Genomic DNA, 23,181 nt, shown 5'->3' on the forward strand with positions numbered 1-23,181 from the left:
TTAGATGCGTGTTGTAGTTATTCAAGCTAGTACAAGAACAGAGATCAACCAGCACTTGTTTAATACAGTTTGTGAAGCTATGGGTGGACAACATCAAGTTGTCAATCTAGGCATATTTACAGAAGAAATAGAAAACTACTCCTATGTGGAAGTGGCTGTTATGATTAGTTTGTTGATTGAAACAGGTGCAGCTGACTTTATTGTAACAGGGTGTTCTTCTGGTCAAGGAATGATGATGGCTTGCAATAGTTTACCAGGTTTACGTTGTGGATTTGTTCAAACACCTCAGGATGCCTATCTATTTGGTCGGATTAACAACGGTAACGTAGTTTCTTTGCCACTAGGCTTAAATTTTGGTCGGTCTGGCGAGTTGAATTTGCATTATACCTTGGAAAAATTATTTGATGGAGAATTTAATACAGGCTATCCAGTTCAAGATGCTGAACGTAAAAATAAGGAAGCAACTGAATTGGTGCATATTTATCAGTTGACAACACGCTTTTTTTTGGAAATTTTACCAAACTTTGATGAGCATCTATTGACTAAAATTTTAAGAAGAAAAACGTTTGTCGATTATATTTTTCAAAACGGAACGAATAAACTCCTTTTAGAAAAGTTAATGGCTTATAAGGTTTGAACTTTAGAAGCAGATTTGATACAATATTTCTAACAAGAACTATGATGGTCAAAGCTCATGGGAATTGTAGGCTTTTTTGTCCTGCAGTTTTCGAGAGTTTTGGCTATTTTTTTGTGAGATTAGGAGGAACCATGCCTGTCAAACTGATTGCCCATGTTTTACTGACTGTTGCAGACAGTCACCTGATTATTCAGCGTTCGCAAATTAAGCGTGGTAAGCCCAATGTTTTTCCTCAATATTGGGACATTCCAGGTGGTCGTGTTGAGGAGAATGAATTACCCCGTGATGCTGTTGTTCGAGAATGCTATGAAGAAACAGGCATTTTGATAGCTAAGGAAAATCTGACCATTATCCATGAAGATAGTCAGTTTGACGAGGAGAAACAGACGGTGTTTACAAGGCTGGTCTATGAAGTGACACTTCCGGAACAGCCCAAAACAATTCTTCTTGATCCAGAAGAGCATACTGATTTTCTATGGATTACTAGCCGCGATGAAAACAAGAAAAACTTAGTACCATATCTCGATGAAATTTTAGAAAAGAGAAGGAATAATGGATTTTAGGACCAGAATTGACAATCAGATTTTTGGTATTCGGGCGACTGCATTGATTATAAAAGATGGGAAAATATTTCTCACGAAGGACTCTAAGGGGCGCTATTATATCATTGGCGGTGCTATTGCGGTCAATGAGGTGGCGGCAGATGCGGTTGTTCGAGAAGTAAAAGAAGAATTAGGGGTTGACAGCTGTGTCAATCAACTGGCTTTTGTTGTCGAAAATCAGTTTACACAGGAAGGCATACACTTTCACAACATCGAGTTTCATTTTGTCGTTGATCCTATTGGAGAAATGCCTGATGAAATGATAGAAGGCAAGTTGAAGCAACCTTGTGAATGGATTGAAATTGACAACCTTGTAAACCTAGATGTTGTACCAGCTTTTCTGGCTCGAGAATTGCCAAACTGGGATCGACAAGTCAAACATATCATGAATGTAAAGGAGAAATAAATATGACATACGCATTTGCAGAAAACTATGATGTCATCGTAATTGGAGCGGGGCATGCTGGTGTAGAAGCGGGCTTGGCAGCCAGTCGGATGGGTTGTAAGACCTTGCTTGCGACGATTAACTTGGATATGGTGGCATTTATGCCCTGTAATCCATCTATTGGTGGCTCAGCCAAGGGGATTGTGGTACGGGAAATTGATGCCTTAGGTGGTGAAATGGGCCGAAACATTGACAAAACCTATATTCAGATGAAAATGCTCAATACCGGAAAGGGACCAGCTGTTCGTGCTTTACGGGCTCAGGCTGATAAAGCAGAATATGCAGCGGAAATGAAGCGAACGGTGGAGCGTCAAGAAAATTTGACCCTGCGTCAAACCATGATTGATGAGATTTTGGTCGAAGATGGTAAGGTTGTAGGTGTTCGTACTGCTACTGATCAGAAATATTCAGCAACAGCAGTCGTGGTAACGACTGGTACAGCCCTACGTGGTGAAATCATCATTGGAGATCTCAAGTATTCGTCAGGACCTAACAATAGCCTAGCTTCTATCACGCTGGCGGATAATCTGAAAGAATTGGGACTTGAAATTGGTCGTTTCAAGACAGGGACACCACCACGTGTGAATGCTCGTACTATAAACTACGAAGAGACAGAAATTCAACCAGGTGATGAAAAACCAAACCACTTTTCATTCTTGTCAAAGGATGAGGATTATTTACAAGACCAAGTTCCTTGTTGGCTGACCTATACCAATGCGACTAGCCATGAGATTATCAACAGTAATCTTCACCGAGCACCCATGTTTTCAGGTATTGTCAAGGGGATTGGTCCCCGTTATTGTCCATCTATCGAGGACAAGATTGTACGTTTTGCCGACAAGGAACGCCACCAGCTTTTCCTAGAGCCAGAAGGTCGTCACACAGATGAAATTTATGTCCAAGGGTTGTCGACTAGTTTGCCTGAGGATGTTCAAAGAGAGTTGGTTCATTCAATCAAAGGATTGGAAAATGCTCAAATGATGCGAACAGGTTATGCAATTGAGTATGACATGGTTATGCCTCATCAGTTGCGCGCTACATTAGAAACCAAAAAGATTTCAGGACTGTTTACAGCAGGACAAACAAACGGAACATCAGGCTACGAAGAGGCAGCAGGCCAAGGGATTATTGCTGGTATTAATGCGGCCCTCAAGGTACAGGATAAACCAGAATTGATTTTGAAACGAAGCGATGGCTATATTGGGGTCATGATTGATGACCTAGTGACTAAGGGAACTGTTGAGCCTTATCGTCTCTTGACCAGTCGGGCTGAATACCGCTTGATTTTGCGTCATGATAATGCCGATATGCGCTTGACAGAAATCGGTCGTCAGGTTGGACTGGTAGACGATGAACGATGGCATGTCTTCCAAATCCACAAAAATCAATTTGATAACGAAATGAAACGTTTAGAGTCTATCAAACTCAAGCCAGTCAAAGAAACCAATGAAAAAGTTGTTGCAATGGGCTTTAAACCTTTAACTGATGCACTGACTGCAAAGGAATTCATGCGTCGCCCTGATGTAACGTATGCTGATGTTGTTGCATTTATTGGCCCTGCGGCAGAGGACTTAGATGCAAAAACAATTGAGTTGATTGAAACGGAAGTCAAGTATGAGGGATACATTGCTAAGGCCATGGATCAAGTTGATAAGATGAAACGCATGGAAGAAAAACGAATTCCAGCAGATATAGACTGGGATGATATTGATTCGATTGCAACCGAGGCTCGTCAAAAATTTAAGCTGATTTCCCCAGAAACAATTGGACAGGCAAGTCGGATTTCAGGCGTCAATCCCGCAGATATTTCCATCCTAATGGTATATTTAGAAGGACGCAGTCGCTCTATTGCGAAAAATAAGAAGAAAGATAGCCTTTAGTGCTTATCTTTTTCTTTTAAGCAGGTGGTACCAAAACTAGAATTTTCTTGCATTTTATGGTAAAATGGCAGGCAGAGGTTAATGATGAAAAAGTTTCGTTTTTCGACAATTCATTTTGTCATGATAGGTGTGATATTATTTGGTTTGGTTGCACTTCTCCATCGAATGTTTCCAATGGGCATCGTTACGGTTTTTGCGCTCTTCTTAAGTCTCGTCTTACTCGTATCTTTATTTGTATACCAGAAGTATTCATATGAATTTAGTGAGTTGGAGCAGATTGAGTATTTAAATACTCAGGCAAATTCTGGATTAATGAAGCTGTTAGATAAAATGCCAATCGGTGTCATTAAAGTAAAAACTGACAGTAATCAGGTTGAATGGTTTAATCCATTTGCAGAATTAATATTTGCAAAAGAAAATGGGGAGTTTGATGAAAAAAAACTCCGAGAAATCATTGATGTGGGATTGGATGAAGAGCGGACCTATGCAAATTTTTCAGGCAAAAGGTACACTGTAAATGTTGACTTTGATCAAGGATTGTTCTATTTTTTTGATGCATCCACAGAATACATAGCAACAAATAGCTTAATTGGCAGCAGACCGGTTATTGGCATTATTTCTGTTGACAACTATGATGAGTTAGAAAATTCAGTGACCGACTTTCAGATTAGCCAAGTAAATTCATTCTTAGCTCAATTTGTTTCAGATTTTTGCCACGAGTACGGTATTTATTACCGCCGTGGAACGATGGATCGATTTTATTTCTTTACAGATTATGCAGTTCTAGAGAAATTGATTCAGAATAAATTCTCAGTTATTGATAAGTTCCGAAAAGAAGCAAAAAAATTGGAGTTGGGTTTGACTTTAAGTATGGGGATTGCTTTTGGTAATGAGAATCATCATCAAATAGGACAAGCAGCACTTCAAAATTTAAATATGGCTGAAGTTCGTGGTGGGGACCAAGTTGTTGTCAAGGAAAATGATGAAAGCAAGCAGCCACTGTTCTTCGGAGGCGGTTCAGCTTCGTCAGTCAAACGAACACGAACACGGACACGGGCCATGATGACGGCTGTATCCGACAAACTGAAATCAGTAGATGCCGTTTTTGTTGTAGGACATCGTAATTTAGACATGGATGCGCTCGGCTCAGCAGTAGGGATGCAATATTTTGCACAAAATATTATGAATAATGCCTATACCGTGTATAATCCAGATGAAATGGCACCGGATATTGAACGTGCTGTGAAGAAATTGTCGGAAGAAAATTGCTCTAATTTAATCACGATTGATGAAGCACTGAAATTAGTCACTTATGAGTCCTTACTCATTATGGTAGACCATTCTAAGATTGGATTGACCTTGTCACAAAAACTATTTGAGAAGTTTAATCAAGTGGTTGTTGTGGATCACCATCGTAGGGATACGGATTTTCCAGATAATGCGATTCTGACCTATATCGAAAGTGGAGCAAGCTCTGCAAGTGAGTTGGTAACGGAGCTCATTCAGTTCCAGAATGATAAACACCATAAGTTAAATAGACTTCAATCAAGCCTTTTGATGGCGGGGATTATGCTGGATACCAAGAATTTCACGTCACGCGTGACCAGTCGTACATTTGACGTAGCTAGTTATTTACGTACACGTGGCAGTGATAGTTTGGAAATTCAACAAATTTCTGCGACAGACTTTGAAGAATATCGTCAGATTAATGAGTTAATTTTACGAGGGCAAAAAGTTGAACCACATGTGGTCGTTGTTTGTGCTGATGAGACGAAAGACTATGACAATATAATCCCAAGTAAAGCAGCCGATACTATTTTAGATATGGCAGGGATTGAAGCAGTATTTGTACTCACAAAAAATATCAAAGGCTATGTGGCAATTTCTGCGAGAAGTCACAGCAAAGTCAATGTTCAACGGATTATGGAAGAAATGGGCGGAGGCGGTCACTTTAATTTAGCTGCTGCCCAAGTGTATGATCAAACGATAGAAGAGGTTTGTGAAACACTCACTACGATAATACGGGAAGAAATAAAAGACAGTTAAGGAGTTAGAAGATGAAAGTAATTTTTTTAGCAGATGTTAAAGGACAAGGAAAAAAGGGCGAAATCAAGGAAGTTCCAACCGGTTATGCTCAAAATTTCTTGATCAAAAAAAACTTGGCAAAAGAAGCTACAAATCAAGCAATTAGCGCACTTCGTGGCCAAGAAAAATCAAAAGAAAAAGCTCATGCGGAGATGATGGCAGAGGCTGAAAGTATTAAAGCTAAATTGGCTGAAGAAACGACCTTGGTGACCTTTGTTGAAAAAGTTGGTCCAGATGGGCGTACATTTGGTTCTATTACGAGCAAGAAAATTGCAGAAGAATTGGATAAACAATTTGGAATCAAGATTGACAAACGTCATATTCAATTAGATCACCCTATTCGTGCGATTGGTTTGATTGAAGTTCCTGTTAAAATTTATCAGGATGTAACAGGTCTTATTCAATTGAACATCAAAGAAGCCTAGGACACTACTTAGCCAGTGAGGAGGTGAGGTCTTGGCAGAGTTAGAAGAATTACGAGTACAACCTCAGGATATTTTAGCGGAGCAGTCCGTTTTAGGCGCGATTTTTCTTGATGAAGGAAAGCTTGTTTTTGTCCGTGAGTATATTGAGGCGGAAGACTTTTTCAAACATGCCCACAAGTTAATTTTTAAAGCGATGATTGCCCTTTCTGACAGGAATGAGGCAATTGATGCGACAACCATGCGCAACTATCTTGTCAACCATGGTGATTTGGAAAATATTGGTGGCTTGGCTTATTTGGCGGAAGTCATCAGTTCTGTACCGACCGCAGCCAATGCGGAATTCTATGCCAAGATTGTTGCGGAGAAATCGAATCTTCGTAAGTTGATTGCCCGTTTGACGGATGCAGTCAATCAAGCCTATGAAGGAGCTGATGGCTCAGATGACATTATTGCTAATGCTGAAAAAGCTTTAATTGATGTCAGTCAGGGAGCAAGTCGGAGTGGGTTTAAGAGAATTGACGACGTTCTAAATATCAACTTTGATAACTTAGAAACACGCGCCAAACAGACATCCGATATTACAGGTATCGCGACTGGCTATCCTGCTCTTGATGCTATGACAACGGGCTTGCATGAGGAAGAGTTGATTATTCTTGCGGCTCGTCCTGCGGTTGGTAAAACGGCATTTGCTCTCAATATTGCACAAAATATCGGTACAAAACTGGGTTTGACAGTTGCTATCTTCTCTCTGGAGATGGGTGCAGAAAGCTTGGTTGACCGTATGCTCGCTTCTGAGGGAGTTATCAACTCGAGGGCTATTCGTACGGGTCACCTAACGCAGGAGGAATGGAACAAGTACATGGTGGCTCAAGCTAATTTGGCTCGAGCAAGTATCTACATTGATGATACTCCAGGTATCAAGATTACCGAAATTCGTTCGCGTTCTCGTAAATTGGCGCAGGAGACTGGGAATTTGGGTTTGATTTTGATTGACTATCTCCAATTGATTACTGGAACCGGTCGAGAAAACCGTCAACAAGAAGTTTCAGAGATTTCTCGACAATTGAAAATTCTAGCCAAGGAATTAAAAGTTCCAGTTATTGCTCTAAGCCAATTGTCTCGTGGTGTGGAGCAACGTCAAGATAAACGTCCTGTATTGTCTGATATCCGTGAGTCAGGGTCTATTGAGCAGGATGCGGATATCGTTGCCTTCTTGTATCGTGATGATTATTATGAACGCGGAGAGCAAGAAGATGGTGGCATTCCAAACAATACGGTTGAAGTTATCATAGAAAAAAACCGTTCCGGTGCGCGTGGTACTGTGGAACTAATGTTCCAAAAAGAATATAATAAATTTGCAAGTATTTCCAAGAGAGAGGATGGATAGAGAATGAGTGATGCATTTACAGATGTTGCCAAGATGAAGCAAATCAAGCAAGATATCAAAGAGCATGAGGGTCAAGTTGTTGAATTAACCCTTGAAAATGGTCGGAAGCGAGAAAAGAATAAACAAGGACGTATTATAGAGGTTTATCAGTCTCTCTTTATCGTTGAATTTCAAGATCCCAACAATACCTTCGTAGAATCTTATACTTACTCAGACATTTTGACAGAAAAAATATTGATTCATTATTTGGATTAATCGCTATATAAGGCTTTACAGAGCCTTTTTTTTGTGCTATACTAATCTTTGTGCGAAATAACAGCAGGGCAAAATGAAGCTCGTCAACAGAAGGTCAGCAAGAAGAGTAATCGTTGCTGTTTCGATGAAGGCCTCCTGCACGAATCAGGTTTGCTTAAAACGTTATTTCCTACAATAATAATTATTTTAGGAGGACATAACAAATGTCACGTTATACAGGACCATCTTGGAAACAAGCTCGTCGTCTTGGCTTGTCATTGACAGGTACAGGTAAAGAATTGGCACGTCGTAACTACGTACCAGGTCAGCACGGACCAAACAACCGTTCTAAATTGTCAGAATACGGTTTGCAATTGGCTGAAAAACAAAAATTGCGTTTCTCTTACGGTTTAGGTGAAAAACAATTCCGTAACTTGTTCGTACAAGCTACTAAAATCAAACAAGGTACAGTTGGTTTCAACTTCATGCTCCTTTTGGAACGTCGTTTGGACAACGTTGTTTACCGTCTTGGTTTGGCAACTACTCGTCGTCAAGCTCGTCAATTTGTAAACCATGGTCATATCCTTGTTGATGGTAAACGTGTTGATATCCCATCATTCCGCGTTGAAGTTGGTCAAGTAATCTCAGTTCGTGAAAAATCATTGAACGTTCCAGCTATCCGCGAAGCAGTTGAAGCAACTCTTGGTCGTCCAGCTTTCGTATCATTCGATGCTGACAAACTTGAAGGTTCATTAACTCGCTTGCCAGAACGCGATGAAATCAACCCAGAAATCAACGAAGCCCTTGTCGTAGAATTCTACAACAAAATTCTTTAATTTTAAGAAATATCTTACAGAAAGCCTACAACAGTGGGCTTTTTGCTTTGTCTTAAAATGTTGATTTCTGGGTTTGCTTACCTTTTTATTCCCCCTTGAGAGGGGGAGGGGGGAGTGCTGTTTCGTAAAACGAGACGGCGTTTTCCCTTCTCCAATAGAGTGATTGTTCGTATTAAATGTCCTGGCAAGATTGATGTAGCCAAGTCTATATTATAGGTCTTTGGTATCCAGGTCCACATAATGTCCAAATGCTGAGAGTTTATTCACTCACTCGGATGAATGCATGGGTTTTACCTATCCGCCTCACTTTTTTGTCAATGGCACCAGTTAGAGAGCGAATGTAGTCAGCCTCAGATACATCTTTGTATTGATGAATCAGACCAGACACATATTCTACTTCCATTATTTCATTTTCCCACCCAATAGACTTGACCATCCTGGCTTTTACATTTCTACGCAGCACTTTATTTCCTCTCTTAATCGAAAATGCTCCATACAATCTATACGAATACGTTGGAGAACTTCCCCACAGTATAGGCTGAAGGAATGGAGTCAATTCCTACTCAATAAGTAGTTGTTGGTAGCTATAAAGCTATTATATCATAGCGAAAAGCAGGGAGCGTTTCAAAAGCAACGAATATGTTAGAAAAGTGTGTGTTGAATAAAAGAGTTAATACTCAATGAAAACCAAAATCCGACTTGCTCCAAAGGTTCGGGGAACCTTTGGAGGTTGGAAATAAGGCGAACAAAGTTCGCTACAAAAAGATTCGGGGAACCTTTGAAGGTTGGAAATAGGCGAACGTAGTTCGTTTCGCTCAGATGCAGATAGAACTCTGTTCCTTTTATCTTTCAAGGGAACAGGCTGAGGCCGGGCAGAAAGTCAAGCCTCGCTTCTCGAGTTCGTGTCAACATCTCAGCGCAGTGGTTGATTGGCTTTAACAATCTGGGAGACTGTTAAAGGTAAGAGATAAGATTTGCACAGCAAATCTCAGCAGTTCGTGTTTCACACTCCAAATCTGACCACTACGGCTGATGCGAACGAGTTCGCTTCATTTCCAACCTCCAACAGTCACCACTCTGACTGCTGGAGCTATGCGGGGGTGGGAGTTTAAAAGGTCTAGGAGACCTTTTAAAGTTGGAGATATAAGCTGACGGCAGTCAGCTCACATAAATTGAAGTCTGGGATAGACTGTTTCAGCTCAACAACTTAAAACAAAAAATTGTTGACGAACTCTTTTTAGACTGGTCGAGTCTTTCCCGCTCCCACTCATCAAATCAAGTCAACAACATTTGATATTGATTTTCGCAGAGTATAAATTGATGATTTTAGGGAAAACTGCCGATTCTCTAGCTCATTGGATGAGATATTTTTTGCATTACCTTACTACGAGTCTACGATAGAGAATTTTTACTTAATTTTGATATAATTAACTTATTAGTAGGGTTTTCAAATTGTATTTCCTATTACCACCGTGTGGCAAAAAAATAGAATGTACAATCAATTGATTAGGAGATTTATCGTGCGTAAATATATTGTTTTGCTTTTACTTAGTATTGTTGGAATTGGGGCATCCGTATTTCTTGTCCGACAATCCTCTAGTTCAACAGAATCGGAATACCGTCAGGCAGTGAAAGCGTATCAGACTATTTCCATTAGTGAACTGGAAGAAAAATTAGATCGGCAAGATGATTTTATCCTGTATATTGGGAGGGAAACGTGCCCTTATTGTAGAGCATTTGTGCCTAAACTAACCCAAGCTGTTGAAGAGACAGGGAAGACAGTTTTCTACCTTGATAGTGAGAATGATCCAGATGGGAAGATTGATTTATTTCGTCAGGTAAGCGGTTTGAAGACGGTACCTAGTCTGACATATTTTAAATCAGGAAAATTGAATGGCTTGTTAAGAAAAGGAAGTCAGGCTTCCCAAGATGAGATAAAGCAATTCCTGCAGTTGCTAACTGAATAAATTAAATAAATTGCACAATTTTTTGAGTAAGTTGTGCAATTTTTTCATACATTTTTTTGTTGACAACCAGAAACATTGTGAAAATTATTTCAAATAAGATTGAAAAATATTTCACAATCTAGTGTATATAATAGTTGTAACAGATAAAATTGGAGGTTTATCATGAAAAAGAAAACGTTGTTAGGCTTGTTTATGAGTCTACTTGCTGTAGTATTTTTGGTTGCATGTGGAGGTAAAACTGAAAAGACTACCACATCATCATCGTCTACAAGCTCTTCTTCATCAGAAGAAGCTGTATCAGGTGCATCTGTGAAAGAATACACTGATCCATCTGAGTTGAAAGATAGCTATGATGTTATCGTCGTTGGTTCTGGTGGTGCAGGGATGTCTGCTGCTATCTCACTCAGCTAAAGATGCTGGCGCTAGTGTTGTTTTATTGGAAAAAATGCCTGTAATTGGTGGGAATACAGCTAAATCATCAGCTGGTATGAACGCTTCACAAACTAAATTCCAAGAAGCGGAAGGTATTGCTGATACCAATGATAAATTCTATGAAGAAACCCTTAAAGGTGGTAAGGGTACAAACGATCCTGAATTACTACGTTACCTTGTAGATCATTCTGCTAGTGCAATTGACTGGTTGGACGGAATGGGGATTACCCTTAGCAACCTTACTACAACTGGTGGTATGAGTGAGAAACGTACCCACCGTCCAGCAGATGGTTCAGCTGTTGGTGGCTACTTAGTAAATGGTCTTTACCATAATCTTGTTGAACGTGAAGTACCAATTTTTGTAAATGCAGATGTGACAAAACTGCAAGACAAAGATGGTGCCGTAACAGGTGTTGAGGTAGAAATTGCTGGAGAAACGAAGAAAATTTCAGCAAAAGCAGTTGTGTTGGCTACGGGTGGTTTTGGGGCAGACTTAGAAATGGTTGCAAAATTCAATTCTGCCCTTGAAGGCTATGTAACAACTAACCAACCTGGTTCAACAGGTGACGGTATTGCGCTTGCTGAATCAGAAGGTGCAGCAACTGTTGATATGGATCAAATCCAAATTCACCCAACCGTAGAGCAAGAAACCTCTTACTTGATTACAGAAGCAGTTCGTGGTGAAGGTGCTATTCTTGTCAATTCTAAAGGGGAGCGCTTTGTTAATGAGTTGGAAACTCGTGATAAAGTTTCAGCAGCGATTAATGCTTTAGATCCTAACTACGCTTACGTTATTTTTGATGATGCTTTGAAAGATCGTGTGAAGGCAATTGCTCAATACGAAGAAAAAGGACTTGTAAAAACGGGTACTACTCTTACAGATTTGGCTAAAGAAATTGGTGTACCTGGGGATACACTTCAAACAACACTTGATACTTGGAACAAGGCTGTAGCGGATAAAAATGATGTGGCATTTGGTCGTACATCTGGTATGGATCATGCTTTGGATACAGGTTCTTATCATGCGATTAAGGTTGCTCCAGGTATCCACCATACGATGGGTGGTGTGAAAATCAATACCAATACTCAAGTATTGAAGACAGATGGTTCAGTAATCTCTGGTCTTTATGCTGCTGGTGAAGTAACTGGTGGTGTTCATGGTCAAAACCGTATTGGTGGTAATGCTGTAGCAGATATCATAGTATTTGGTCGTCAGGCTGGTGAGCAAGCAGCAGGATTTGCAAAAAAATAATAAATGACTAAAGGAGTTAGACAGATTAATTGTCAAACTCCTTTTTCTTGTCGCTCTTTCTTTAAGATGGTATACTTTTAGGGTATGAAGAAGAAAATGATATTACTGGCAGGTAGCTTAATTTGTTTGATGGTAGTCTGGTCAGTTATGACAGGTCAGCGTCAGCAATCCTATGCCGAGGCTGAATTAACAGACCATGATAAAATTTGGATCATCACTGATTTACATTATTTATCACAAGATTTATTTGATGATGGAGAGGCTTTTTCCTATATAGAAAAAACTGCTGCTGGTAAGGATTTGAGCTATGGAAAAGAGCGGATGGAGGCTCTGGTTGAACAAGTAGAGCGTGAGCATCCTTCTTTGCTACTAGTTAGTGGTGATTTGTCTCTCAACAGTGAAAAACAGAGTATGGTTGAGTTGGCCCAATATTTTACACAGATTGAAGAAAAAGGAACGGAGGTTTTGGTCATTCCTGGCAACCATGATATTGCCAGTGGATGGGCTAGAGACTTTAAAGGAAATCAGCAGGAAGTGACGGATCAAGTTACCGCTCAGCAATTTGAAAATATCTTTGCTGATAACGGCTACCTACAAGCCAGCAGTCGTGGCCAAGCCATTTTCCAATGTATGGTTTCTGATGATAGATAGCAACATCTACGCTAGTGGGCAAGGAGATGGCGCACCGACTACTAATGGACGTATCAAAAAAGAGACCTTGGATTGGATAGAAGTACAGCTTCAAGAAGCCAAGGAAGCTGGAGTGAGCCTGATACCTGTTGTCCATCACAATGTCTTGCAACAGCATGCTATGCTCTCAAAAGGATATACCTTGGATAATGCTGTCGATTTGAAGGCTTTGTTCAATCAATATGGCATTCAATTTGGTTTTTCGGGACACACGCATTCTCAGAATATTGTTGAAGAAGACTTGGGGCAAGTCAGCTATACTGAAGTGGTCAATGGTGCATTTTCTATTTACCCAGCTGTTATCGGCCAATTGAGCCTTGATGATACAAGCATTCACTATCAAAAAACTCAACTTGATATGACTTCGTGGGCAGAAAAGCACCAGCCTAGTGATCCAAATTTGCAGGATCAGGTAAGCTACTTACAAACCGTCTTTGACAGTACCAGTGATATTATGGTGCACAATGCTTTGAACGATGAACGTTGGTATGATGGCGAGACAGCGGATGCTATTTCACAATTTATCATGCCAGCCAATCGTGCTTATTTTTCAGGAGAAAAATTGGATCAGACTTGGCTTGATGAGACAGTATTTCCAAGCCAAGCCTATCAGACCTTGCAAGCAGTGTCACCGAGAAGTTTCTTAGCTGACTATCTTGATGTGATTATAAAACGGAGTCAAAATCGAGATGTAGAGCAAGTGACGGTTTCTAAATGACGAATATAAAGAAAAACCCCGCCTTTAAACGGGATTTTTCTATGCTTGTAAGGGGAGAATGATTTTTAGTTGCACCCAATTATCTTCCTTGCTAAGTGTGAGACTGCCACCGTATTTATTGGCAACATACTCCATACTCTTAAGACCGAATCCGTGATAGTCCTTATTTGTTTTTGAAGTTTCAGGGAGCTGTCCTGTGGATAAATCTAGTGAAGAAGTATCGTAGTTGTCTAATCGAATGATGAGAAATTGCTGATGGCTAGTAACCTTTAAAGTAATCAAGCGTTGTTCGGTGTTATCTATTTTTTTCACAGCCTCGATGTCATTGTCAATGGCATTTCCAAACAGAGCTGAAATATCCATTACATCCATAAAATGGAGGGCCTCTCCCTGAACAATACAGGTAAAGTTAATACCATTTTGCAAACAGTAATAATTTTTTTGGCTCAAAATGGTGTCAAGAACAGGATTTCCTGTTTCAATCTTTGCATCAAGTGTCTGGATCACCTCGCTGATTTCCTCTAGGTATTGTTCCTTTTTGGTTTTATCAGGTTCTTGTTGGATGATGGCCAGTTGATGCTTCAAATCATGGACCTTACGGTCAAGAATCTCACTGTTTTCACAATAAGCTTGGTATTGCTTGTATTGAAGTTGAAACATATTATTGATAGAAGTCAACTCCTGCCGTAAATAGCGATCGTATTGTTGAGATTCTTGGGTGAATAGGAGCAGAAGACCAGAGAGGTTGACGGTTGTCCGGAGGATGAAAATGCTGCTGGTCGAGTCTTGAAATTGGCGCGTGCCTGAGAGGATGAAACCAATATTACTAAGAACAAAGATAGATAAGGTTGTAAAGACAGCTACCGTCACATCTCGCTGCTCAATGAATTCATCCAATTCTTCTAATTGACCCTTTTTATCTTGTAGATAGATGAGCCAGTAAGAAAGTAGAGAAGTTATCAACAGAAATAACCCCTGTGTCCACAAGTTATCCACAGGTTGTTGATAAATCGTCAAACAGTAGAGATGCCAAGTAATGGAAGCTACTAATTCGGCAATAATAAAGGCTTTTGCTGTCAAATAGAGACTAGCCCTCTTGTGGATAACTCCAAGCAATCGAATGGAAACAAACATCCAAGCGATATTGATGCCCATTCCCACAGTCAAAAAAAAAAACAAAGGGAATTTGCCAGCCACAAGTTGAAGTAAGATTTGTATGAGGAAAATCAGGAGGATACGGAACTGTTTGCGTGACCATTTTTCAGACAAAACAAGTGAGGAACAGACCAGTAGGCAGGCCAAGCTTTCTGTTAGAGCAGTATAGAAACGTGGAATATCAGGGAAGTTAATCATAGTAGGCTATCTCCATAGTAACAAATCGTGTCAAATGGAGAGAAAGATGACCTTACTAAGTATTGCCATTCCGAGTTATAATTCGGAGACTTACCTTCATTACTGTGTTCATTCCCTTGTAATGGGTGGTGACAAGGTTGAAATTCTGATTATTAACGATGGGTCGACTAACGATGGGTCGACCCATCGGACTCAGGAAATCGCAGAGGGACTAGAGAATCAATTTTCAAACGTACGTGCCATCTATCAGGACAATAAGGGCCATGGCGGAGCTGTAAATACAGGGATACGTGAGGCCAAGGGTAAGTACTTTAAAGTGGTGGATTCAGATGACTGGGTTGATACCAGGGCCTATTTGAAGATCCTAGAGAGTTAGCAGGCTTTGGGAGATGAAAATACGCCAGTTGATGCCTTTATCTCCAACTTTGTTTAGGAAAAAGAGGGACAATCTCGTAAAATATCCATGTTTTATCAATTCACTCTGCCTGAGAACCGTATATTCGGCTGGGAAGATGTTGGTGCCTTTCCAAAGGAACAGTGTACATGATGATGAATTCCTTGATTTACAGGACTGCAGACAAGGCTGCACCACCACGAGTATCACCATCGTGTACATGATGATGAATTCCTTGATTTACAGGACTGAGTTGTTAAGAGAGGTCGGTCTCGTTCTACCTGAGCATACTTTCTATGTGGATAATATTTTCGTATTTACCCCTTTGCAGGCTGTGAAAACCATGTACTATCTACCAGTAGATTTTTATCGTTACTTTATTGGGCGAAATGACCAGTCTGTCAATGAGTCCGTCATGATTAAACGAATTGACCAGCAGTTAAAAGTCAATCGGATTTTAGCGGATGATTTAGATTTAGAGGCAATTGATAATCCTGATTTACGAAGTTATTTGCTCAATCACGTGGAAATTACTACCATTATCTCCTGTGCACTTCTCAATCGTGCGGGAACAGCTGAGCATATGATGAAAAAGCAAGAATTATGGCACTATATTCGGGATAACAATCCATCTCTATTTAAGATCGTTCGAAAAGGATTACTCGGTCAATTAACTAACCTTTACGGTTACCCAGGACGAAAAATTTCCAATGCTGTCTACAAAATCGCTAAAAGAATTTACGGTTTCAACTAAATGACAATAAAACTCAGTTATGGCTGAGTTTTTCTGTTATAATGAACAGAAGAAAAACGTTTACAAGGAGTATTACCTATGCAAGAATTAGGACAAACAGGCTTACAGGTTTCCCGTATTGCTTTAGGCTGTATGCGAATGGCCAGTTTAAATGAAAGGGAAACGGCAAATGTTATAGAAACTGTGGTGCAACACGGCATCAATTTTTTCGATCATGCAGATATTTATGGTGGTGGTGAGTCAGAAATACGTTTTGCTCAGGGAGCAAAATTGGCAGGATTGAAACGTGAGGACATGCTCCTCCAATCAAAATGTGGTATTCGTAAAGGCTATTTTGATTTCTCAAAAGAGTATATTTTGGAATCTGTAGATGGGATTTTGAAGCGCTTGGATACGGAATATTTAGATGTTCTCGCTTTACATCGTCCGGATGCTCTAATGGAAGCAGAGGAAGTAGCTGAAGCCTTTTATCTCTTGAAAAAAGCGGGGAAGGTTCGTCATTTTGGCGTTAGCAACCAAAACATTTACCAAATCGAGTTACTGCAATCCTATCTCGATCAACCGCTAGCAGTCAATCAATTGCAGCTCTCTCCTGCTCACACGCCTTTGATTGATGCTGGATTACATGTCAATATGAAAGATGATGCTGCGACTATGCGTGATGGTGGGCTGATTGACTATTGCCAACTTAAAAAAATCACTATCCAAGCCTGGTCTCCTTTCTTGATTGATTTGCAACGAGGTATTTTTGCCAACCATCCAGATTATGTTCTTTTAAACCAGACCATTGGGGAAATAGCAGAGCGATACAATGTTTCACATGAAACAATTGTCGTAGCTTGGATTTTGCGTCATCCAGCAAAGATTCAAACCATTGTTGGATCCATGAATCCGGAGCGCTTAAAAAAGATTGCGCAAGCAAGTGAGATTACATTAACTAAACCAGAATGGTACGACATTTATAGAAGTGCGGGCAATATTTTGCCGTAGGAGGCAACTATGCAGTTGGAAATAAAAGCATTTGACCAACTAAGTTTACAGGAGCTTTACACTATATTGACGATAAGAACCAATGTCTTTGTTGTTGAACAAGCCTGTCCCTATCCTGAATTAGATGGAAAAGATCCAAATTGTCTTCATCTCTTAGGAACCATCAATGGGGAGTTAGTTGCATATCTGCGTATTTTACCAGCTGGCCTAAGATATGATGAAGTTTCCATTGGACGTGTGGTCGTCAAGCCTAGTCATCGTGGCAAAGGTTTAGGTCGTCTAATGATGGAGCAGGCAATTCACTGTATTACAAACGAATGGAAAGAAAGTCAGATTAAAATCGGTGCCCAAGCCTACCTAGAAAAATTCTATCAATCCCTTGGCTTTGAACCAGTTTCAGAAGTCTATCTAGAGGACGATATTCCGCATCTAGATATGTTGTATAGTAAACCAGTCGTTTAGGGCTGGTTTTTTTAGCCTGTATTCACGAGTAAAATTATATAAGAGATAGTTTTTGAAGGAATACTGACTAGATTTTGAAAAAAATAAGGCTGAGTAGCTGAATAAAAAGTCTAAGATAGGAGTGTTAGACGGTGAATACAGGTTCTTAGATTTTTCTCGGCAATTTCCCCCAAAAATCAGCCATTTTATGGTAGAATGAATAGGTATAAAATCAGTAAAAGAGGAAGAAAATGAAACGTTCTATGTACGCTGGACGTGTTCGTAAGGAACATGTCGGACAGGAAATTACTTTGAAGGGTTGGGTTAGCCGCCGTCGTGACTTGGGTGGCCTGATTTTCATTGACTTGCGTGATCGGGAAGGCATTATGCAATTAGTGATTAACCCTGAGTCAGTTGAAGCTGATGTGATGGCGAAAGCTGAGAGTCTTCGTTCTGAATTCGTTATCGAAGTATCGGGAACGGTTGTGGAACGTGAACAAGCCAATGACAACATCCCAACAGGAGCTGTTGAATTGCAAGTAACAAGCTTGACTGTGTTGAACATGGCTAAGACAACACCATTTGAAATCAAGGACGGCATTGAAGCCAGCGATGATACCCGTCTTCGTTACCGTTATTTGGATCTTCGTCGTCCAGAAATGCTCAGTAACTTTAAATTGCGTGCTGCAGTAACTCACAGTATTCGCAACTACTTGGACGACTTGGAATTTATTGATGTGGAAACGCCAATGTTGACAAAGTCAACACCAGAAGGTGCACGTGATTACTTGGTACCATCTCGTGTATCCAAAGGGCATTTCTATGCCCTTCCACAAAGTCCACAGATTACTAAGCAGCTTTTGATGAATGCTGGTTTTGACCGTTACTACCAAATCGTTAAGTGTTTCCGTGATGAGGATTTGCGTGGAGATCGTCAACCTGAGTTTACACAGGTTGACTTAGAAACCTCATTCTTGAATGAAGTTGAAATCCAAGACATTGTAGAAGGATTGATTGCTAAGGTCTTGAAAGATACCAAAGGAATCGAGTTGTCCTTGCCGTTCCCTCGTATGGCATATGAACATGCTATGAACTTTTACGGTTCAGATAAACCAGATACTCGTTTTGAAATGCTTTTACAAGACTTGACAGCTACTGTCAAGGAAGTTGACTTCAAGGTCTTCTCAGAAGCGCCTGTTGTTAAGGCCATTGTGGTCAAGGGTGCGGCGGATAGCTACTCTCGTAAAGATATTGATAAATTAACAGATTTCGCGAAGCAATTTGGTGCTAAGGGCCTTGCCTGGGTGAAAGTTGATAAGGGAGAATTAGCTGGCCCGGTTGCAAAGTTCTTGACAGGCATTACAGAAAACTTGACAGCTAGTTTACAACTTGAAGACAAAGACTTGGTTCTTTTTGTAGCTGATGAATTGGAAGTAGCTAATAATACCCTGGGGGCTTTGCGAAATCGCTTGGCTAAGGAACAAGGCTTGATTGATGAAAGCAAGTTCAACTTCCTCTGGATTGTAGACTGGCCAATGTTTGAGTGGTCTGAAGAAGAAGGGCGTTATATGAGTGCGCACCACCCATTCACCTTGCCGACAGAAGAAACAGCTCATCATTTGGATGGTGAATTGGCGCAGGTGCGTGCAGTTGCCTATGATATTGTTTTGAACGGTTATGAATTGGGTGGCGGTAGCCTTCGTATCAACCAAAAAGAAATGCAAGAACGGATGTTCAAGGCTCTTGGTTTCTCAGCTGAAGATGCGCATGAGCAGTTTGGTTTCTTGCTAGAAGCTATGGATTATGGATTCCCACCGCACGGAGGCTTGGCTATTGGTTTAGACCGTTTTGTGATGTTATTGGCTGGTGAGGATAATATTCGTGAAGTCATCGCCTTTCCGAAGAATAACAAGGCCTCTGATCCAATGACCCAGGCACCAAGTACGGTTGCCTCAGCACAATTAGAGGAATTGGCTTTAGATATTAAACTTGAAAATGAATAAATTTTTCAGAAAACAGCGTGTACTCTTGTTAAGAAAGGCCAGAAAAAATAAATTTTGGTCGGTAATTTCGGGGATTTCTCGGCAAAAATACGCAGAACGGATATCGGGCTCCATTATTTATGGACTCCTATCTAGTATCGCGGTGAATTTTTTCTTTAGACCTGGGAATGTCTATTCGTCTGGAGTCACCGGACTAGCACAAATTGTTTCTGCATTATCAGCCTCTTATGCAGGATGGAATATTCCTATTTCTGTAGTCTATTACGCTCTTAACATTCCCTTGTTGATTTTGGCTTGGTATAAAATTGGCTACAAATTTACCATCTTTACTTTTATTACGGTATCGTTTAGTTCTTTCTTTATCCAATTTATTCCACCAGTTACTCTGACGACAGATCCTTTAGTCAATGCTATTTTTGGTGGTCTCATGCTGGGAACTGGGATTGGATTTGCGCTTAGGAACAATGTATCCAGTGGTGGTACAGATATTGTTTCCATTATTATTCGCAAGAAGACGGGACGACAAGTTGGTTCCATTTCCTTGATTGTCAATATTATGATTATGTTGATAGCAGGAATGACCTTTGGTTGGCAATACGCGTTGTATTCAATGGTTGCACTGTTTATCACCAGTCGAATGACAGATGCGATTTTTGTGAAACAAAAACGGATGCAGGCCATGATTATTACCAGTCATCCTGATCGCGTGATTAAGATGATACAAAAGAAGCTTCATCGAGGGGTAACCATTATCAATGGTGCCGAAGGTGCGTATAATCATGAGCAAAAGACAGTGCTGATTGCGATTATTACACGTGCAGAATTTAATGAATTTAAACATATTATGAAAAAAGCTGATAAATCTGCCTTCATTTCAGTAGCAGACAATGTAAATATCATCGGTCGCTTCGTGGAAAGCGACTAATTGACAAACACAATATATAGGAGTAAAATATTATTTATATCCTATATGTTGTGTTTTTTTAGTGAAAAGAGGAAATGTATGAAGAAAAAAATTTATTTAGTTTACATTAGCTTAAGTGGCAATACAGAAAGTTTTGTGAAACGCCTAAAGTCTTTTTTCCAATTTCAGACAGACTGGGAGATTGAATTGGTCCATGTCAAAGATTTGGTCAAACAAGATATTCCCTTCTATCCGCTAGATGCACCCTTTGTCGCCTTTTTACCGACCTACTTAGAAGGTGGAAATGGAGTAGACAACGGAGATGTGGAAATTCTGACCAATCCTCTCGGAGATTTTATCGCTTTGGGGACCAATGCAGAGCTCTGTTTGGGTGTCGTTGGCTCAGGCAACCGAAATTTTAACAACCAATATTGTCTGACTGCCAAGCAGTATTCTGAGCGATTTAATTTTCCTGTCATAGATACCTTTGAACTCCGTGGAATGCAAAATGATATAGAGCGAATCGGTCGAAAAATCATTGAATTGATGAAATGAAAACAGTCACAGATTACGGGACTGATTTTTTTGTCAAAAAAAAACTCACCAGCGCGACCAGTGAGTTTTAAGGAGATTATGAAAAATATTTGGGATTGACTATAGTATACCCTAGGTGATGAGTTCTTTCATCAGTCTAAAGCCCTATTTATCTTCCAAAATACAAATACTTTATCCTGCGATGGTGATTTTTTGTTGATCATGTTCTTCAACTGGAGAATAGTTGTAGAGAACAGTCTTGTCTTGATCACGTTCAAAAGTAAAGTCACTATCCGCAAAATTAATGATAAACTGAATAGTTTTTTCTTCGCTAATGACCTGGTATCGGAGGACAAACTCAGTTAACCAGTAGAAATCACATGTTTGTTGAATACTTTCGTAATTGTCTTGGCTAAGAATTGGATTGTTTTTACGGAAAGCAATTAATTCCTGAATGAATTCAATATGTTCCTTGTAATGAATAGCTCTTGTCCAATCTAAGCGGTTAATTGTATCAGAGACATTGTATGTATTTTCAATCTCATCTTTTGTACGGAAAAATTCTTGTCCGCTATGAATAAAGGCCATACCCTGAGAAATCAAAATCAGTTGAAGTCCAAAGCTAGCAGCACGTTTTTGTTGGTGAGGTGTCCAGTTTGGATTTTCAATATGGAAATAGTCAAATGCAGTAGCATTATCGTGGCATTCAATATAGTTGAGAGATTGTTGCGGTGTTAAGAAATGAGTGAGACGGCTACCTGTTAAAAGATGCTGAACCTTTTCATGTAATTGTTTCTCAATCAAACGGTTCGGATTAAGTAAGAGCTTCTTGAAAGTATCACGATAGTCGTCATTGAAGAAACTGATATTTGGTAATTGTGCCGCATTGTATTGGTGAGCAAGTTTGTCATATTCTAGACCAGTAGCCATCTTCCAACCTTCACCATAGAGATAGACATTCGGATGCAGAGCAACTAATTCAGCTTGAATCTGGTTGATTGTTTCAATATCTAAAATACCCATTAAATCGAAACGGAAACCATCAAAGCCATAGATTTCTAGCCACTGACGAACTGACTGTTTGATGTAGTTTCGGACCATGCTTCGTTCGCTGGCAACATCATTGCCACAGAATGTTCCGTCTGTACGCATACCATGCTCATCATAACGATAGAAATAACCAGGAACGATGAGTTCGAAGGCATACTTTTCCGCGTTATAGACGTGGTTGTATACAACATCCATGATAACGGAAATGTCTGCATCATGATAGGCTTGGATAGCTTCCTGTAATTCTAAAATGCGAGCATAAGGATCGTTCGGTTGACTAGAATAGGAACCTTCAGGCAGATTGTATTGTATAGGGTCGTAGCCCCAGTTGTAAACAGCTTGTGGTTTGTTTTCATCTACACTACCAAAATCAAAGACAGGCATTAATTGGATATGGGTAACACCTAAATCCTTGACATAGTCCATTCCCAGCTTCATTCCATCCATGAAAGGAGATTCTGTTAGGCCGATGTATTGACTGCGATGGTTAAAACCAGCCTCTTTTTGCCATGAGAAGTCACGGACGCTCATTTCGTAGATAACTGCTTGAGAAATTGGAAGCTGAGTATTTGCACGTCGAATGCGATGAAGTTTATCAGGATTAATCACGTAGCTATTGCCGGAATTTGCCTGAGAAGAAAGGGCATATGGATCATGAACGGAGATCCATTCTCCATTTACCTTATGGAGATAGTGGTAACTTTTAGTTTCCAAATCTCCCTCTACTGTGACTTCCCAAACACCTTTTGATCCCCTAGTCATCGCATACGGATTACCCTCAAGAACGAGAAATACCTGTTTAGAAATAGGAGCCCACAGCCTGAATGTAGTCGCTTCTAAATGATAGTTTGCACCCAAATCGTTTCCGTTATAGGTGTAATTTTGTTCAAAAATAGCAGAGCGGACAATATGACCGTAACCCAATTCAATTTTATTGCGGTCTTGATCATAGACGGTATAGTCTTTATCCAATGTTAAAGCGTGCAAGCTAGTTAAATAGTAGATGATTTGATTATCTACTTCTAAACAAGAGTGTATAAAGAGTTGAGATGTAGCATCATTTGATTCAAGTGAGAAACTCATATGTTCAGAGTCAAATCGTTTCTCCATGACCAAGCGAATGGTAGCTTCATCATCAAGAAATGCTTGGAATTGTCGTAAAGCCATG

Annotated in this window: 20 protein-coding genes and 2 pseudogenes; 19 read left to right on the forward strand and 3 right to left on the reverse strand. The window is 40.1% G+C overall.

The annotated features are described in order from the left end of the window. Positions 1-4: 4 nt before the first annotated feature. The 9 genes from ACPC57_RS03355 (at position 5) to rpsD (ending at position 8,531) form a co-directional block, all read left to right on the forward strand. Positions 5-637 carry an RpiB/LacA/LacB family sugar-phosphate isomerase gene (locus ACPC57_RS03355; RefSeq protein WP_434066298.1) on the forward strand — a complete coding sequence of 211 codons (633 nt, stop codon included), beginning with the start codon at positions 5-7 and terminating at the stop codon, positions 635-637. Positions 638-768: 131 nt separating this feature from the next. Continuing rightward, positions 769-1,200 (forward strand): NUDIX hydrolase, encoded by a 432-nt coding sequence (locus ACPC57_RS03360; protein WP_434066299.1) that lies wholly within the window; start codon positions 769-771, stop codon positions 1,198-1,200. Further along, a complete protein-coding gene (locus ACPC57_RS03365; protein WP_434066300.1) occupies positions 1,190-1,645 on the forward strand; it encodes an NUDIX hydrolase in 456 nt (151 codons plus the stop codon). The genes ACPC57_RS03360 and ACPC57_RS03365 overlap by 11 nt, the downstream gene beginning before the upstream one ends. A 2-nt stretch (positions 1,646-1,647) precedes the next feature. Further along, complete coding sequence (gene mnmG, locus ACPC57_RS03370; RefSeq protein WP_434066301.1) at positions 1,648-3,564, forward strand: tRNA uridine-5-carboxymethylaminomethyl(34) synthesis enzyme MnmG; 1,917 nt, start codon at positions 1,648-1,650, stop codon at positions 3,562-3,564. Between the two features lie 84 nt (positions 3,565-3,648). Beyond that, positions 3,649-5,610 (forward strand): DHH family phosphoesterase, encoded by a 1,962-nt coding sequence (locus ACPC57_RS03375; RefSeq protein ID WP_217375208.1) that lies wholly within the window; start codon positions 3,649-3,651, stop codon positions 5,608-5,610. Between the two features lie 11 nt (positions 5,611-5,621). Then, a complete protein-coding gene (rplI, locus tag ACPC57_RS03380; protein ID WP_217374422.1) occupies positions 5,622-6,074 on the forward strand; it encodes a 50S ribosomal protein L9 in 453 nt (150 codons plus the stop codon). 31 nt (positions 6,075-6,105) lie between these two features. Further along, positions 6,106-7,461 carry a replicative DNA helicase gene (dnaB, locus tag ACPC57_RS03385; RefSeq protein WP_217374421.1) on the forward strand — a complete coding sequence of 452 codons (1,356 nt, stop codon included), beginning with the start codon at positions 6,106-6,108 and terminating at the stop codon, positions 7,459-7,461. Positions 7,462-7,464: 3 nt separating this feature from the next. Further along, positions 7,465-7,716, forward strand: a complete 252-nt coding sequence (locus ACPC57_RS03390) for a Veg family protein (RefSeq protein ID WP_217374420.1) — start codon at positions 7,465-7,467, stop codon at positions 7,714-7,716. A gap of 203 nt (positions 7,717-7,919) precedes the next feature. Then, positions 7,920-8,531 carry a 30S ribosomal protein S4 gene (rpsD, locus tag ACPC57_RS03395; protein ID WP_217374418.1) on the forward strand — a complete coding sequence of 204 codons (612 nt, stop codon included), beginning with the start codon at positions 7,920-7,922 and terminating at the stop codon, positions 8,529-8,531. A 259-nt stretch (positions 8,532-8,790) separates the two neighbouring features. Here the strand turns inward: rpsD and ACPC57_RS03400 are convergent, their stop codons facing one another. Then, positions 8,791-8,994 carry a KTSC domain-containing protein gene (locus ACPC57_RS03400; protein ID WP_171989270.1) on the reverse strand — a complete coding sequence of 68 codons (204 nt, stop codon included), beginning with the start codon at positions 8,992-8,994 and terminating at the stop codon, positions 8,791-8,793. Between the two features lie 1,057 nt (positions 8,995-10,051). On the opposite strand from ACPC57_RS03400, the gene ACPC57_RS03405 reads away from it, so the two are divergent. From ACPC57_RS03405 to ACPC57_RS03415, 3 genes and pseudogenes are all read left to right on the forward strand, one after another. After that, positions 10,052-10,498: a thioredoxin gene (locus ACPC57_RS03405; protein ID WP_254451611.1), complete on the forward strand. Its 447-nt coding sequence runs from the start codon at positions 10,052-10,054 to the stop codon at positions 10,496-10,498. Positions 10,499-10,660: 162 nt separating this feature from the next. Beyond that, positions 10,661-12,182 (forward strand): annotated as a pseudogene (locus ACPC57_RS03410) (flavocytochrome c). An 84-nt stretch (positions 12,183-12,266) separates the two neighbouring features. Further along, positions 12,267-13,590: pseudogene (locus ACPC57_RS03415) on the forward strand (metallophosphoesterase). A gap of 39 nt (positions 13,591-13,629) precedes the next feature. Here ACPC57_RS03415 and ACPC57_RS03420 read toward each other — a convergent pair. Further along, positions 13,630-14,943 (reverse strand): GHKL domain-containing protein, encoded by a 1,314-nt coding sequence (locus ACPC57_RS03420; protein WP_434066302.1) that lies wholly within the window; start codon positions 14,941-14,943, stop codon positions 13,630-13,632. A 46-nt stretch (positions 14,944-14,989) separates the two neighbouring features. Here ACPC57_RS03420 and ACPC57_RS03425 point away from each other — a divergent pair, with 46 nt between their 5' ends. From ACPC57_RS03425 to nrdI, 7 genes are all read left to right on the forward strand, one after another. Beyond that, positions 14,990-15,319: a glycosyltransferase family 2 protein gene (locus tag ACPC57_RS03425; RefSeq protein ID WP_274504394.1), complete on the forward strand. Its 330-nt coding sequence runs from the start codon at positions 14,990-14,992 to the stop codon at positions 15,317-15,319. Positions 15,320-15,680: 361 nt separating this feature from the next. Continuing rightward, positions 15,681-16,091, forward strand: coding sequence for a glycosyl transferase family 2 (locus ACPC57_RS03430; RefSeq protein ID WP_434065721.1), 411 nt, complete (start codon positions 15,681-15,683; stop codon positions 16,089-16,091). A 78-nt stretch (positions 16,092-16,169) separates the two neighbouring features. Continuing rightward, positions 16,170-17,081, forward strand: coding sequence for an aldo/keto reductase (locus ACPC57_RS03435; RefSeq protein ID WP_277837610.1), 912 nt, complete (start codon positions 16,170-16,172; stop codon positions 17,079-17,081). A 9-nt stretch (positions 17,082-17,090) separates the two neighbouring features. Continuing rightward, positions 17,091-17,543, forward strand: coding sequence for a GNAT family N-acetyltransferase (locus ACPC57_RS03440; RefSeq protein ID WP_434066303.1), 453 nt, complete (start codon positions 17,091-17,093; stop codon positions 17,541-17,543). 230 nt (positions 17,544-17,773) lie between these two features. Continuing rightward, a complete protein-coding gene (aspS, locus tag ACPC57_RS03445) occupies positions 17,774-19,525 on the forward strand; it encodes an aspartate--tRNA ligase (RefSeq protein ID WP_277837609.1) in 1,752 nt (583 codons plus the stop codon). Beyond that, on the forward strand, positions 19,512-20,450 hold the full coding sequence (locus ACPC57_RS03450) for a YitT family protein (RefSeq protein WP_412080658.1): 939 nt from the start codon (positions 19,512-19,514) through the stop codon (positions 20,448-20,450). The genes aspS and ACPC57_RS03450 overlap by 14 nt, the downstream gene beginning before the upstream one ends. 78 nt (positions 20,451-20,528) lie before the next feature. After that, entirely contained in the window at positions 20,529-20,984 is a 456-nt protein-coding gene (gene nrdI / locus ACPC57_RS03455) for a class Ib ribonucleoside-diphosphate reductase assembly flavoprotein NrdI (protein ID WP_024396321.1), read from the forward strand. Between the two features lie 171 nt (positions 20,985-21,155). Here nrdI and pulA read toward each other — a convergent pair whose 3' ends face one another. Further along, the gene (pulA, locus tag ACPC57_RS03460; protein WP_434066304.1) at positions 21,156-23,180 is read right to left on the reverse strand and encodes a type I pullulanase; all 2,025 of its coding nucleotides are present in this window, start codon (positions 23,178-23,180) and stop codon (positions 21,156-21,158) included. Between the last annotated feature and the right edge of the window lies 1 nt (position 23,181).

Origin of the sequence: Streptococcus sp. VTCC 12886 (genome assembly GCF_049893425.1) — a bacterium.
Lineage (GTDB): Bacteria > Bacillota > Bacilli > Lactobacillales > Streptococcaceae > Streptococcus > Streptococcus suis_AA.

Excerpts from the sequence above, each read along its gene's own strand:
- ACPC57_RS03355 (WP_434066298.1), top strand. The coding sequence starts at position 5 with ATGCGTGTTGTAGTTATTCAAGCTAGTACAAGAACAGAGATCAACCAG.
- ACPC57_RS03360 (WP_434066299.1), top strand. The coding sequence starts at position 769 with ATGCCTGTCAAACTGATTGCCCATGTTTTACTGACTGTTGCAGACAGT.
- ACPC57_RS03365 (WP_434066300.1), top strand. The coding sequence starts at position 1,190 with ATGGATTTTAGGACCAGAATTGACAATCAGATTTTTGGTATTCGGGCG.
- mnmG (WP_434066301.1), top strand. The coding sequence starts at position 1,648 with ATGACATACGCATTTGCAGAAAACTATGATGTCATCGTAATTGGAGCG.
- ACPC57_RS03375 (WP_217375208.1), top strand. The coding sequence starts at position 3,649 with ATGAAAAAGTTTCGTTTTTCGACAATTCATTTTGTCATGATAGGTGTG.
- rplI (WP_217374422.1), top strand. The coding sequence starts at position 5,622 with ATGAAAGTAATTTTTTTAGCAGATGTTAAAGGACAAGGAAAAAAGGGC.
- ACPC57_RS03390 (WP_217374420.1), top strand. The coding sequence starts at position 7,465 with ATGAGTGATGCATTTACAGATGTTGCCAAGATGAAGCAAATCAAGCAA.
- rpsD (WP_217374418.1), top strand. The coding sequence starts at position 7,920 with ATGTCACGTTATACAGGACCATCTTGGAAACAAGCTCGTCGTCTTGGC.
- ACPC57_RS03420 (WP_434066302.1), bottom strand. The coding sequence starts at position 14,943 with ATGATTAACTTCCCTGATATTCCACGTTTCTATACTGCTCTAACAGAA.
- ACPC57_RS03425 (WP_274504394.1), top strand. The coding sequence starts at position 14,990 with ATGACCTTACTAAGTATTGCCATTCCGAGTTATAATTCGGAGACTTAC.
- ACPC57_RS03430 (WP_434065721.1), top strand. The coding sequence starts at position 15,681 with ATGTACTATCTACCAGTAGATTTTTATCGTTACTTTATTGGGCGAAAT.
- ACPC57_RS03435 (WP_277837610.1), top strand. The coding sequence starts at position 16,170 with ATGCAAGAATTAGGACAAACAGGCTTACAGGTTTCCCGTATTGCTTTA.
- ACPC57_RS03440 (WP_434066303.1), top strand. The coding sequence starts at position 17,091 with ATGCAGTTGGAAATAAAAGCATTTGACCAACTAAGTTTACAGGAGCTT.
- aspS (WP_277837609.1), top strand. The coding sequence starts at position 17,774 with ATGAAACGTTCTATGTACGCTGGACGTGTTCGTAAGGAACATGTCGGA.
- nrdI (WP_024396321.1), top strand. The coding sequence starts at position 20,529 with ATGAAGAAAAAAATTTATTTAGTTTACATTAGCTTAAGTGGCAATACA.
- pulA (WP_434066304.1), bottom strand. The coding sequence starts at position 23,180 with ATGGCTTTACGACAATTCCAAGCATTTCTTGATGATGAAGCTACCATT.